This window comes from uncultured Roseovarius sp., assembly GCF_913054395.1.
GTDB lineage: Bacteria > Pseudomonadota > Alphaproteobacteria > Rhodobacterales > Rhodobacteraceae > Roseovarius.
Window position 1 is genome coordinate 1 of sequence record NZ_CAJXIP010000098.1, and the last position, 13,299, is coordinate 13,299.

The window sequence follows — 13,299 nt, forward strand, 5'->3', positions numbered from 1 at the left end:
CTTTAGGCGGAATAATTACTTTATTTATAATGTATTAGAAGTGTTTCGGTGCCTGAATACAGGATCATAGGAACCCGTCTACGGGGGCAAGGGTGCCCGAGTCCGGGGTGAAGGGTGGCGATTCGCGGGGGCAGGGGGACCGATGCACGGGACAGAGTCTATTTAGGCCTTTTTCGCCGGGAGGAGCGCCGTACAACTCCGGACTTATCCACAGATATCGCCCCAATTGACCCATAAGTACCCGTTTGCGGGATCGCCTTCCACCGTAAACGGGTTCCTATAGAATGATTGAGGATGGGTTCCTTTTGGGGCATACTAGAGGGCGAGAGCAGGAGCCGACAGGAAAAAAGCCTGGGGCAGAAAAGGGCAGGGCAATGCAACAGCAAGATATTCAGCATGACAGGCTGACCGGGGCGCTCAGGCGTCAGTCGGTGAAAAAGAATGTGGCCGCGATTCACGTTTCGGGCAAGCTGACGCTGTTGCAGCGCAAGCTGTCGAATGTGTTGCTGCTGAATGCCTATGACGCGCTCATCAGCAAGCCCAAGCATCAGATCGACGCGCAGACGCTGTGCCTTATGGTCGGATATAATTCGAATGACATGGCGACGCTGAAGCAATCGTTGCGCTCTCTGGCCGAGACCACGGCGGAATGGGACATGCTTGACGAAGACGGGCGTCAGGAATGGGGCGTGAGTTCGCTTTTGTCCTATGCCAAGCTCAAGGGCGGGGTCTGTGAATATGCCTATTCCCCGGCGCTTGCCGAAAAGCTTCACGATCCGAAGGTTTTTGCGCTTATCAATCTGAACATCCAGCGGCGGTTCACCAGCGGCCACGCGCTTGCGCTTTACGAGAACTGTTATCGCTTCGTGCGCACCGGCAGCACCGGCTGGTGGCCGATTGATCTTTTCCGCCGCCTGATGGGGGTCGATGGCAGCGCCTATTACGAGAGTTTCAAGCACCTCAATGCCAAGGTGATCAAACCGGCGGTCAGCGAGGTCAACAAGACCTCGAATATCCTGGTCGAGCCGGAGTTGCGCAAGATGGGGCGGCAGGTCAGCGAGATCCGGTTTCGGATCAAGGAAAACCCGCAGCTTGCGATGATGAACATCGACGATGGCGAGGGCGTACGGCAGGGCAGGGTTTACGCGCGGCTGGTCGAGGTCGGCGTCAGTGACCGGCTGGCGCGGCAATGGATCGCCGAGCATGGCGAAGACTACGTGAGCCAGAAGCTCGATTATCTCAAGGGGCGGGGCGGGGTTGAGCATCCGGTGCGCTATCTGTCGGCCGCGTTGCGTGACGATTACCGTGCCGAAGAGGCCCCCGCGCCACGGCCGGAGGTTGTCGAGGCGATGCGCCAGCGGCGCGCGGCGCAGAGCGAAGCCGAGGCAGAGGCAGAGGCGCGCTGTGCCATGGTAAGCCGCGAGCGGCGGATCAGGGCGGCGCAGATGGCGCGGGTGCGCGAGCTGACGGCGGCACGAACGCCAACACAGCGCGATGCCGATCGCCGGCTGTTCCTTGCCGGGCTTGAGGATGAGGTGAAGCGGGCCGAGTTTGCCCGGCTTGGCTGGGCGGCGGCGCTCTGCGTGGCGGAGATGGTCGCGTTCTGGGAGGATATGGTGCCGGGCGCGTTTGACGAGCTTGTGGCATAAAGTCTTGGGTGATGTGCAAAAGCGGTGTATTTTGCACATATGAATAATGACCCCGAAGAGGATCTGTGGTTTATGCCGGGCCCGCCCGAGGAAGCGCCGATGCTTGCGCCTTTGCCGAGGGCGGGGCTGGGCGAGGGTGATCTTGCCGTGCCTTGGGAGCAGGCGCAGGCGGCGTTGGCCTTGCCGCTGGCGCGGGCCGCGGCAAGGCTTGGGGCACTGGATGACCGGTTGTTGCGGGCGCCGACGGGCTGGCGGCACAGGCTGGCGCTGATCGAGGCGGCAGATCTGAGCTGGCTCGCCGGAGAGCGGGTCGCGCCCGAGCGGCTTGGGCTTTGGCTGGCGCTCAGGCTGGCCGGGGTGCAGGAGGACGCGCAGGCGCTTACAAGGGTTGGCTGGGCCGTGCGGCGATTGTCGGGCGGACTGGGGCCAGAGGAGGGGCTACAGGCCTTTCTGGGGCGCCACGAGCCGGGGCAGGGGGCAGAGCCGCTTGCCGGGCGGATCGAAGGCTGGCAGAGCGTGATGGCGGAGGCGGGGCGATTGCACCCGCTGGCGCGCGCGGCGTTCGGATTTCATCTTTGGCCCATGGCGGGGCTTGGGCATCAGGGCGACCGGCTTGAGGCGGCGGTGACGGCCGCACGGCTTGCGGCGCAGGACTGTCGCGGCGGGGCGATCTTCGCGCCGCTTTCGCTGCACGGCGCGGGACGGGGGCCGAACGACCCCGAGGCGCGGTTGCGGGTCTGGATCGAAGGCGTGGACAGCGCGGTTCTCAAGGCGATGCGGTTATTGGATGCGCTGGACCGCTGGCAGACCGAGGCGCGCGACCGGACGGCCAAACTCTCCGGGCGCACGCCGGGACGGTTGCTGGCCGTTCTGGCGGAATGGCCGCTTGTGTCGGCCCCGATGGCCGAACACCTTACCGGCGCCAGCCGCGCGGCGGTGCAACGCAACCTGACGTGGCTCACGGATCACGGGTTGATCCGCGAGGTCACGGGGCAGGGGCGCTATCGGTTCTGGAGCATCGACCGCGCCTAGCCGGTTTCGCGCGCCTTGTTGAGGGTGCCGCGGCTGATGGCGATGACGGTGATCGTGGTCAGGGCCCAGAAGAACCAGGTGATCGGACCGCGCAACAGGATTTCGGGGCTGCCGCCGGACATCAGCATGGCCTGACGGAAGTTGTCCTCAAGCAGCGGGCCGAGGATGAAGGCGATCAGGAAGGGGGCGGCGGGGATGTGATAGCGGCTCATTACAAAGCCGACCCAGCCCATCGCGAACATCACGCCCACATCAAAGATGTTGTTGTTGACCGCGAAGACCCCGTAAATGCAGAGCACGAGAACGCCGGGCATCAGGATGCGCTTGGGGATATCGGCCACCGGGCGAAAGCCGCGAATGGCCAGAGAACCGACGATCAGCAGCAAGCCGGAACTTAAGATCAGCCCGATGAACAGCCCATAGATGATATCGACGTTCATCACGAACATCATCGGCCCCGGTTGCAGCCCATGCACCATGAAGGCGCCGATGATGATCGCGGTGATCACGTCGCCCGGCACGCCAAGCGCCAGAAGCGGGATCAGGGTGGCGCCGGCCACGCCGTTGTTGCCAGCCTCGGAGGCGGCGACGCCTTCGATCTCGCCCTTGCCGAAATTGGCCTTGTTGGGCGATTTGCGCCGCGCCTCGGAATAGGACAGGAACGCCGCCGGGGCCGCGCCGATACCGGGGATAGAGCCAAGAAAGACGCCGATGAAGCTTCCTCTGACGATGGATTTGAAGCTTCGCCTGTAATCGGCGAAGGTGACCCATTTGCTTCCCAGCGACTGGACCTTGCCGATATGGCCGGTCGGGTGCCAGACCATGTTGATCACCTCGGGGATGGCAAAGAGGCCAATCAGCACGGCGATGAAATTCAAGCCGCCCATCAGGTTCGGGTCGCCAAAGGTAAAGCGGTTGGTGCCATAGACCAGATCAAGCCCGATCGTTGCCAGCAGAAGCCCCAGAAGCGCAGACAGGGCACCGCGCAACAGGCTGTCGCCTGAAACCCCGGCGATGATGGTGAGCGAGAACAGCATCAGGGCGAAAAATTCGGGCGGGCCGAAGTTGAGGGCGAAAGACGCAAGCCAGCCCGCGAAGAGGATCAGCGACAGGTTTGAAATAAGATCGGCGGTGCAGGACGCCCAAAGCGCCATGCCAAGGGCGCGCCCCGCTTCGCCGCGTTCGGCCATCGGGTGCCCGTCAAGGATGGTTGCGGAAGAGGCCGGGGTGCCCGGCGTCTTGATCAGGATGGCCGGGATCGAACCGCCGAAAATGCCGCCCTTGTAGACGCCAAGCAACAGGAGGATGCCGTTGATCGGTTGCATCGGAAAGGTGAAGGGCAGGGCAAGCGCCACCGCCATGGTCGCCGAGATCCCCGGAATGGCCCCGCCGACCACACCGATCACGATACCGATGGCTAGCGACAGGAAGGCGTTGAAATTACCGACAAGCGCAAAGCCTGCCATGATGCTGTCTATGAGGCTCATGGCAGTCTCACGTAGTTGCCCTGCGGGATGGCGACACCGGCGACATGCGCGAAGAACGCATAAAGCACCAGCGGCACGAACACCGCGCAGGCGAGGGCAATTTTGGGGTGACGGGTCTTGACCAGAAAGGCGAGGGCCGCAAATGCGCCCATTGCCGCCCAGACCATGCCGATCCGGGGCAGGGCCCAGAAGGTGATCATCATCAGCACCGCCATCGCCGCCAGCCGCGCGATTCCGGCGCGGGGGTCTTCGATGATTTCGTTGGCGGGGCTGTCGTCATCCTCTGGGTTGCGGCCAAAAACGATAAGGCCAAGCCCCACCAGCCCGGTCAGCCCGGCGATGATATAGGGCCAGAACAGTGGCGAGAGGATGATCTTGCGCACATTGCTGGGGGACGACACCCAGTTCGGGATGCCGTAAAGAATAAGGAAAAGGGCCACGAGGCAGGCCCCGATGCCCAGATGCACCTGTATTGTGCGAATGCTCACCCCGATCCTCCCCGATCAGTTTGATTCTGTTTATGCACCGGGCGCGTCCTGGGGCGCCCGGTGTTTGTATTGCAAGGGATATCAGCCTTCGATCCGCATGCCCAGTTTATCGACGAGGGCGCGGAAGGTTTCGTACTGCTTCTGGATGAAGGCATTGGCGTCTTCGGGGCTCATCACGTTGATCACCGATCCGCGCGCCGTCATCTGATCCAGGAAGGTCTGGTCGCCAGCGGCGGTCGCCATCCATTCGCCCCATTTTGCCGCCACATCGTCAGGCAGGTCATCGGGGCCGGCAATGCCGGTCCAGCCGACAAGCTGAGTCAGGCCGGGTTTGCCCACATCGGTGGCGGTGGGGGCATCAAAGCCGGGTACCGCTTCGGCGGTGGTGACGAGGATCGGCTTGAGCTGACCGTTGGCGACAAAGCTCGCCAGGGCCGAGGTGTTGGTGCACAGGAAGGTGGCCGTGCCGTTCAGAACCGCCGTGGCCGCCGCGCCGCCGCCTTTCTGCGGGATATGGGTTGCCTTATCGAGAGGATTCTCGACGCCGTATTCCGACAGCACAAAGACCGCCGCGAGGTGCAGCAGCGAGCCGACGCCGGACGAGCTATAGGTGGTGCCCTCGGATTCGGTCTTGGCGATCAGGTCATCCATCGAGTTGATGCCGGAATCCGGGCGCACGGCGCAGGCGACGGGGTTGATCTCATAGACTGTCACAAAGCGGAAATCATCGAGCGTGTAGGGCAGGGTGGCCTTCATCGCCGGGTTCACGGAATGCGAGCCGACGCGCGCGAACAGCATGGTATAGCCGTCAGGCTTGGCGTTCTGCACCGCGACCGAGCCGGTGGCCCCGCCTGCGCCGGTGATGTTGGACATCACCAGGGGTTTGCCCACGGCCGTGCCAAGCGGTTCGGCGATGGTGCGCGCCGAGATGTCGGTGGCGCCGCCAGCGCCATAGGGAATGACCATGTTGATGGGGCGTTCGGGGTACTCGGCCATGGCGGTTGTTGCCAACAGGCCAAGACCAAGGGCGCAGGCTGCGCCCAGCTTTCTGATCGTCATGTTTTTCTCCTCCACTGTCTTTTCATGCGGCCTTATCAATGGCTCATTGCAACGCCGTCGCGATCAGTAGTATCGTTAAGAGAACCTTAAGATAAGCAATATTGCGTTACAGCTACTGTCAGAAATTCTTACGATAACGGGGTGTCATGTCAATCCGCCGATTGCGAACGCTGATTGCGGTCGAAGAACACAGCACATTCAGTGCGGCGGCGGATGCCGTCTTTGTGACCCATGCCGCCGTCAGCCAGCAGATGCGCATGCTTGAAGAAGAATGGCAGGTTACGCTGTTTGATCGCTCGCGCCGCACGCCGCAGCTTACGCCGGTGGGGCGGGCGCTTGTGGCCAAGGCCAAGGAGATCGTGCGCGCCTATGACACGATCGTGCCCTCGGTTCTGGGGGATGCGGGGTTTCAGGGGGAAATCCTTTTGGGGGCGGTGCCGACGACGCTGACCGGCCTCACGCCGCTGGCGGTGCGCCATCTCAAGGACAGCTATGCGGATCTGCATGTGCGGATCTTCCCGAGCCTGACCACGCAGTTGATCGCGCAGGTCGATCGCGGCGCGGTGGATGCGGCGATCCTGTCGCGGCACCGACCGCTACCGCCGGATATCGAATACAGCGATATCGCGCTTGAGCCGATGCAGTTGATCGCGGCGCAGGACGTGTCGAGCGACGATCCGCTGGAGTTGCTCGCCAGCTATCCGTTCATCCGCTTCAGCCGCGATGCGGTGGTCGGCAACCTGATCGACAGCTGGTTGCAGGAAAGCGGTATCAGGGTGCAGGCCACGATGGAGCTGGAGGGGCTAGAGGCGATTTCAAGCATGGTTCTGGCAGGGCTTGGTGTGTCGATCGTGCCTGCGCGCTGTGTGCGTGATTTCAATCCGCTGCCGCTCAAGCGGTTGCCCTTGCCCGACGGGGCCCCGGCACGGCGGCTGACGCTGGCCTATCGGCGCGACAACCCGCGCCTTCCGGTGATCGAAGAGATCCACAAGGCCCTGCTTGAGGCGGTGAGGATCGGCGTGTTCAAACAGACACCCCAGAAGAAGGAGAGCGCGACGTGACCCCGGACGTGGTTTTTTACGTGGCCGCCGGTGCGGCTGCTGGCGGGCTTATCAACGGGCTTGCAGGCTTTGGCACCGCGCTTTTCGCGCTCGGGTTTTTCCTGACGGTAATGCCCCCGGTGCAGGCGGTGGCCGTGGTGGTGATGACCTCGGTGATCACCGGCCTTCAGGGCCTTTGGGTGGTGCGCCACGCAATTGGCCAGAACCCGCGGCGGCTGGCGCGGTTCACGGTGCCGTCGCTGGTCGGCATCCCGCTTGGGGTGCTGGTGCTGTCGGTCCTTGACGCGGGCACGCTCAAGCTTGTGATCGCCGCCTTCCTTTTGCTTTACGGCGGCTATTTCAGCCTGCGCAGCGTTCTGCCCCGGTTTGAACGCCCGACGCCCTACCTTGATATGGTCGTGGGGTTTCTGGGCGGTATTCTTGGCGGAGCGGCCTCGCTTTCGGGGGCCCTGCCGATGATGTGGTGTGCCTTGCGTCCCTGGCCCAAGGCCGAGACCCGCGCGGTCTTGCAACCGTTCAACTTTGTGGTTCTGAGCCTGACGGCGATGCTCCTGGCGCTAAGGGGGGCCTATAGCACCGAGACTCTGGCCTATCTTGCGGTGGCGGCGCCGGTGGCGATTGTCGCCGCACAGATCGGCATTGCGATCTTCCGGCGCCTGCCGGATGCAGTGTTCCGCCGCTTGCTTATCGTGATGACCTTCGTGTCGGGCGCGGTGCTTTTGCTACGCGAAATGTTGTAGGGGGCGGATAGCCTGAGGGCCGTTCAGGATGTAGCGAAGGGCGGGTGAGAGCCCTTGTTAACGATGCTGCGTTTAGCTTTAATATCTGCTAATTTGCCCCAAACGGGAGCGCATTTCATGGAAGCAAATAAGGCGCAGGCAGATTATTGGGCTTCTCCCGCAGGCCTGAAATGGATTGAACACGAGCATGCGCTAGATACCGCGATGGCCGGAATGTTGGACAAGATGCTAGATATGGCTGGCATTGTTTCAACAGACCGCATCATCGACATAGGATGTGGAACTGGAGCAAGCACCCTGGAAGCGGCCCAACGCGTTCCTGGCGGCATGGTGCTTGGGGTGGACATCTCCGAACCGCTTCTCGCACGTGCGGCCAGAAGAGCTAAGGCGCAAGGCACACAAAACGTGTCGTTCTTGGTGGCCGATGCGCAAACATATGACTTTTCAACCCAGCCCTTCGATATCCTCTTGTCCCGGTTGGGAATGAGCTTCTTTTCTGACACTGCCGCGGCCTTGGGCAATCTGGCTAAGGCGCTGAACGAGAGAGGCAAAATGGTCTTCGTCTGCTGGGCATCGGTCGCTAAGAATCCCTGGTTCGCGATCACAAAACAAGCGGCAGAGGACAGGCTTAGCGCGCTGCCCCAAGGGGACCCTAATGCACCCGGCCCAACGGCATTTCAGGATTGTGATCGGGTGACCAATCTGATGGCTCGGGCTGGCTTATCCAGTATCGAAGCGCATGAGGTTGAGATTGCGCTCACGCCTCCGGGTGGGGTTGCAGGCGCTGCTCGCGCAGCCAGTAAGGTCGGTCCGGCAGCTCGTATTGTGAAAGCCTACAAAGGGACCGAAGCAGATGAGGCGGCGATTGAAGACGCGGTCATGACAGTTTTCGAAAAATTTGACGACCGGGGTACGGTGCGGGTGCCCGCTGTTGTTAACATATTTACTTGTTCGCGATGAAAAGCTCATCGAAGGCAGCCCTTCAAAAACCTAGCCTAGGTGACGGCTTCGTCCCGCGTTTCAGTCAGTCGTGGCCAACACTTTGAACGTCTGCTTTCAGCGACCTGAGCGCCTCATCATATTGCCGCTTTGGGCTGGAAGCGGTCATACCTTCACGACCTTCGAGCAGCAGTAAAGTTCCGCCGTGGCGTCTTGCTTGCGACGATGAAGGGGCCCATGCGGTTGCAGCGGATCACCGAGCGGTGTCTTCCGGGGGGATTAGCCCTTGAAATACCTGAGACAGTTCCTGCCAAATCGGTGCGACGTGTCGGTTTCCACGGGTCACCGCATCGAAAACCTCAGGGGCGTCGTGTTCGACCATTGCCAGTGCCTCGGCCAGCAGAAGCGAGCTTTTTGTGCCGATACGCGGGTGGTCTCCCAAAATGGACAGGCCACGCGCCAGCAGGTGCGTCAGCCCCTGCGTCAGCGCGGTTTGCCTGTCATGGTCCTCGGGGGTGGTGATGATGGTCTCTGCCCTCAGAACGCGCCGCAGGAAGGCCGTGGGCCGCCGCCACCCGTTCCCCCGAATTGGACAGATGACAACTTGCAGCCCGGCCAAATCCGCACCTGCGCTGTTTGGGCCGAACATCGGATGCGTCGCCACGATCTCTACAAAAGGCGGCAACAGGTGCTCCATCATCTGCGCAGGCTTTTCCTTGATCGAACAGACATCGGCGATGATCTGGCCCGGCCTCAGATGCGGCGCGATGTCTTCGAGACATCTTTTGAGGGCAGGCAGCGGCACGGCCAGCAGCACGATGTCAGCGGTCACATCTTCGGGGCGCTCGATGACATGCATGCGCGCAGCGCAGGCGGCGGCCCGTGCTTTCTTTGATGGATCCATCACGGAAATCCCGGCGTGTGGCCTGAGCAAACGCGCCAGAAGCTGCCCGAAGGCGCCAAAGCCGATTATGCAGATCGAGAGAGGATTTTCATTCATGAGTCCGGTCCAGACAGGAAGGGGCCAGGGCATGAAGAAAGGGGTTCAACCGCTGGCGAGGGGCAGCGATGAACAGAAAAGTTGCTCCGCTACCTGAGAGGCAGCGGGTAATACGAAGCAAAAAGGATCGTGCGAGCAACAGTCATGAGGCCTCATAAGCCCCGAACCTTCGGTCTGTCAACGTATTCGGACGACGGGATTTACAGGCCAAGACATGCAGGTCGGCGCAATTTGGCGCTTCGCGGCCCTAATGCCCCTTCTACTGACCGATCCAGTCGATGAGGGCCGAAAGGGCCGGGCTTGGGCGGACCGCCTTGGGCCAGACAAGGAAATAGGTCGCATTCACCTCGACATAACCCGCGCTTGCGGGCACAAGGCGCCCGCGTGCAAGCTCTGCTTCGGCGAGGTGCTCGGGCAAAAGCCCCAGGCCCATGCCCTGGGCTGCCGCTTCTGCGAGGTTGGTGAACTGGTCGAACAGCATCCCACGCAGGTCGGCTGCTTGCAGGCCGTGATGGGAAAACCAATCCTCCCACGCGCCGGGGCGGCTTTCGAGGTGCAACAGGGGCAAATCAAGTAGCCGGGCAGGGGGCAGCGGAAGGTTGGTGCAGAAATCAGGGGCGCAGAGGGCGATCACCCGTTCATTCGCCAGGGGCAGATAATTCACCCCGGCCCAATCCATCGCCCCGAAATGCAGGGCGGCATCAAAGTTTTCGCGCTCGAAATCAATCTGCGTCAGGCGGGTGCGTTGATTGACCAGAATTTCGGGATGTTCGCGGGCAAAATGGCGCAAGCGGGGCGTCAGCCAATGCATCCCGAATGTGGGCAGCACCGCGATATTCAGGCTGGAGCGTCCACCCGTGGCCTTGAGCGTCAGGCTGGCGCGGGCCAGATCGTGCAGCAGCTCGCGGACCGTGGCGGCATAGGCTTCGCCAGCAGAGGTCAGGCGCAGGCCCTTGCCTTCGCGTTGCAGCATGGTGACGCCCATCTGTTCCTCCAGCACCTTCAGCTGGCGGCTGACGGCGGAATGGGTCAGCGACAATTCCAGCGCGGCGGCTGTGGCCGATCCAAGCCGGGCCACGGCCTCCAGTGCCAGCAGGGAATTGACCGATGGCAGAAAGCGGCGCGGGGCAATCATGTGAGTTTTTCTCCAAGCACTGTGCGTTCATATCGTTTTTTATTTGGAGCGTGAAGGCTTAACCTGACGAAGTTGGGGATTATGACGAAGGGTTTCGCGATGGCTGATTCTACAGGGTTCCGCAGGGCACAGCGGATCGCATCACTGGAGATTTCAGAAATTGTGCAATTGACCGAAAAGGCGGCGGCCTTGCGGGCGGACGGGCGTGATGTGGTGGCCCTGACAACGGGCGAGCCGGATTTTCCAACCCCGCCCGAGGTGATCGCCGCCGCCCATCAGGCCGCTTTGGCCGGGCAAACCCGGTATTCCCCGACACTGGGCACGCCCGCCCTGCGGGATGCCGTGGCACAGGACCATGGCGTGACGCGCGGGCAGGTGATCGTTTCCACCGGGGCCAAGCAGGTGCTGAGCAACGCGATGCTGGCCTCGCTTGATCCGGGCGACGAGGTGATCATCCCCGCGCCCTATTGGACCAGCTATTGCGATATCGTCAGCCTGGCCGGGGGGCGCCCGGTGGTGGTGCCTTGCCCGGCGGCGCAGGGTTTCAAACTGATGCCCGCGCAATTGCAGGCGGCGATCACCCCGGCCACGCGTTGGGTGATGCTGAACGCGCCATCGAACCCGTCGGGCGCGATCTACAGCCGCGGAGAGTTGCGCGCGCTGGCGGATGTGCTGGCGCTTCATCCGCATGTGTGGGTGCTGGTGGACGAGATTTACCAGCATCTGAGCTTTGTGCCCTTTACCTCGTTCCGGGATGTCGCGCCGGAACTGGCCGCGCGGATGCTGATCGTCAACGGTGTGTCCAAGGCCTATTCCATGACGGGTTGGCGCATCGGCTGGGGGATCGGCCCCGAGGCGATGATCCGCGCGATGGGGGCGGTTCAAGGGCAGATCACCTCGGGGGCGTCCTCGATCTCGCAGGCGGCGGCGCTGGCGGCGCTGACCGGGGATCAGGCCCTGCTGGACGAGCGCCGGAGCGTGCTGAAAGCCCGGCGCGACATGGTGGTTGACGCGCTGAACGCGATGCCCGGCGTGGTCTGCCCTGTGCCTGACGGGGCGTTTTATGCCTTTCCCGATGTGCAAGGGGCGATGGCGCGTGGCGGCTTTGCCAGCGATGCCGATTTCTGTGCCGCGCTGCTGGATCGGGCCGGGGTGGCCGTGGTGCCCGGACGCGCCTTTGGGATGCCCGGACATATCCGCCTGTCGTTTGCCTATGCGCAAGCGGAACTGGAAACCGGGTTGGGCCGGATGGCTGACATGCTGGGCAAGGAATAACCGATGGATCGTGCTGCAATCGTTCACCAGAATTTCCTGCGCCGCGTGGCGGATGGCGATTTTCCCGATGGGTCGGCTCCTGCCGGTCCCTTGCCGGATGCGTTGGCGGTACAGCTTTTCCGGTCGGGATGCCTGACCCGCGCGCTCGATCGGCAAAGCCGTGCGATGCAATCAGCAGGGCAGGGGTTCTACACCATCGGATCATCGGGGCACGAAGGGCTGGCCGCCGTGGCCGCTGCCCTGCGCCCGAGCGATCCGGCGTTTCTGCATTACCGCGACGCGGCCTTTCAGATCCAGCGCGCCGAGCAGGTGCCGGGCCAATCTGTGACCTGGGATATGTTGCTCAGCTTTGCCTGTTCCGCGGAAGACCCGATTTCGGGCGGGCGGCATAAGGTGCTGGGCTCGAAGGCGCTGAACATCCCGCCGCAGACCTCGACCATTGCCAGCCACCTGCCCAAGGCGGTGGGGGCGGCCTATGCCATCGGCGCGGCGCGGCGGCATCGCCCGGAACATGCGGAATATCCCGAGGATGCCATCGTCTATTGCAGTTTCGGGGATGCCTCGGCCAACCATTCCACGGCGCAGGGGGCATTCAACACGGCTGGCTGGACGGCATTTCAATCGGTTCCCTTGCCGCTGCTGTTCGCTTGCGAAGATAACGGGATCGGCATTTCCACCAAGACGCCAAAAGGATGGATCGCCGCGAATTTCGCCAACCGGCCGGGGATCAAATATTTCGCCTGTGATGGGCTGGATATCTATGACACCTATGCCACCGCGCTGGCCGCCGCCGATTATGTGCGCAGCCGCCGCAAGCCTGCCTTCCTGCATATCCGCACCGTTCGCCTCTATGGCCACGCCGGGGCGGATGTGGCGACGGCCTATCTGCCCAAGGCCGAGGTCGAGGCGGATGAGGCCAATGATCCGTTGCTTCATTCGGCGCGCCTGTTGCGCGATGCCGGGGCGCTTAGCCAACAGGACGCGCTGGAGATTTATGAGGCCACAAATGCCCGCGTGGAGCGCGTGGCCGGTGAGGCGGTGACGCGCCCCCGGTTGGGGACCGCGCCCGAGGTCATGCGCAGCCTGATCCCGCCGTCGCGGTTTTGCAAACCGGATAACGGACCCGAAGTTGCGCAGCGCGAGGCGGCCTTTGGCTCGGACCTGCGCGCAATGGCGGACCCGCAGCCGATGTCGCGGCTGATCAACTGGGCGCTGACCGACCTGATGCTTGGGCATCGAGAGATCGTCATGATGGGCGAGGATGTGGGCCGCAAGGGCGGCGTTTACGGCGTGACGCAAAAGCTGCACCAGCGGTTTGGCCCCGACCGGATGATCGACACGCTGTTGGACGAGCAATCCATACTTGGCCTTGCCATCGGGATGGCACAAAACGGGTTCATCCCGATGCCGGAAATTCAGTTCCTGGCCTATCTG

Annotated in this window: 12 protein-coding genes; 7 read left to right on the plus strand and 5 right to left on the minus strand. The window is 62.6% G+C overall.

What is annotated here, in order from left to right; genetic code table 11:
- The first annotated feature begins 374 nt into the window (after window positions 1–374).
- On the plus strand, window positions 375–1,649 hold the full coding sequence (locus QZ522_RS13220) for a replication initiation protein (RefSeq protein ID WP_294612328.1): 1,275 nt from the start codon (window positions 375–377) through the stop codon (window positions 1,647–1,649).
- Between the two features lie 72 nt (window positions 1,650–1,721).
- Window positions 1,722–2,681 (plus strand): helix-turn-helix domain-containing protein, encoded by a 960-nt coding sequence (locus QZ522_RS13225; RefSeq protein ID WP_365353732.1) that lies wholly within the window; start codon window positions 1,722–1,724, stop codon window positions 2,679–2,681.
- Here QZ522_RS13225 and QZ522_RS13230 read toward each other — a convergent pair.
- The 3 genes from QZ522_RS13230 to QZ522_RS13240 form a co-directional block, all read right to left on the minus strand.
- Complete coding sequence (locus QZ522_RS13230) at window positions 2,678–4,168, minus strand: tripartite tricarboxylate transporter permease (RefSeq protein WP_294612332.1); 1,491 nt, start codon at window positions 4,166–4,168, stop codon at window positions 2,678–2,680. The genes QZ522_RS13225 and QZ522_RS13230 overlap by 4 nt on opposite strands.
- Window positions 4,165–4,656, minus strand: coding sequence for a tripartite tricarboxylate transporter TctB family protein (locus QZ522_RS13235; RefSeq protein WP_294612335.1), 492 nt, complete (start codon window positions 4,654–4,656; stop codon window positions 4,165–4,167). Before QZ522_RS13235 ends, QZ522_RS13230 begins: the two co-directional genes overlap by 4 nt.
- A gap of 81 nt (window positions 4,657–4,737) precedes the next feature.
- Complete coding sequence (locus QZ522_RS13240) at window positions 4,738–5,715, minus strand: tripartite tricarboxylate transporter substrate binding protein (protein ID WP_294612338.1); 978 nt, start codon at window positions 5,713–5,715, stop codon at window positions 4,738–4,740.
- A gap of 146 nt (window positions 5,716–5,861) precedes the next feature.
- Here QZ522_RS13240 and QZ522_RS13245 point away from each other — a divergent pair, with 146 nt between their 5' ends.
- The 3 genes from QZ522_RS13245 to QZ522_RS13255 all read left to right on the plus strand — a co-directional run bounded on the left by QZ522_RS13245 (window position 5,862) and on the right by QZ522_RS13255 (window position 8,476).
- On the plus strand, window positions 5,862–6,776 hold the full coding sequence (locus tag QZ522_RS13245) for a LysR family transcriptional regulator (protein WP_294612341.1): 915 nt from the start codon (window positions 5,862–5,864) through the stop codon (window positions 6,774–6,776).
- On the plus strand, window positions 6,773–7,516 hold the full coding sequence (locus tag QZ522_RS13250; RefSeq protein ID WP_294612344.1) for a sulfite exporter TauE/SafE family protein: 744 nt from the start codon (window positions 6,773–6,775) through the stop codon (window positions 7,514–7,516). The genes QZ522_RS13245 and QZ522_RS13250 overlap by 4 nt, the downstream gene beginning before the upstream one ends.
- A gap of 117 nt (window positions 7,517–7,633) precedes the next feature.
- Window positions 7,634–8,476, plus strand: a complete 843-nt coding sequence (locus tag QZ522_RS13255) for a class I SAM-dependent methyltransferase (protein ID WP_294612347.1) — start codon at window positions 7,634–7,636, stop codon at window positions 8,474–8,476.
- A gap of 232 nt (window positions 8,477–8,708) precedes the next feature.
- On the opposite strand, the gene QZ522_RS13260 is transcribed toward QZ522_RS13255, so the two are convergent.
- A complete protein-coding gene (locus QZ522_RS13260; RefSeq protein WP_294612350.1) occupies window positions 8,709–9,455 on the minus strand; it encodes a prephenate dehydrogenase in 747 nt (248 codons plus the stop codon).
- A gap of 259 nt (window positions 9,456–9,714) precedes the next feature.
- Window positions 9,715–10,590: a LysR substrate-binding domain-containing protein gene (locus QZ522_RS13265; protein ID WP_294612353.1), complete on the minus strand. Its 876-nt coding sequence runs from the start codon at window positions 10,588–10,590 to the stop codon at window positions 9,715–9,717.
- Between the two features lie 99 nt (window positions 10,591–10,689).
- Between QZ522_RS13265 and QZ522_RS13270 the strand changes: the two genes are divergently transcribed.
- Together QZ522_RS13270 and QZ522_RS13275 are read left to right on the plus strand one after the other, a co-directional pair.
- The gene (locus tag QZ522_RS13270; protein WP_294612356.1) at window positions 10,690–11,865 is read left to right on the plus strand and encodes a pyridoxal phosphate-dependent aminotransferase; all 1,176 of its coding nucleotides are present in this window, start codon (window positions 10,690–10,692) and stop codon (window positions 11,863–11,865) included.
- 3 nt (window positions 11,866–11,868) lie between these two features.
- Window positions 11,869–13,299 (plus strand): thiamine pyrophosphate-dependent enzyme (locus tag QZ522_RS13275; RefSeq protein WP_294612359.1); only part of this gene is annotated, 1,431 nt, incomplete at its 3' end.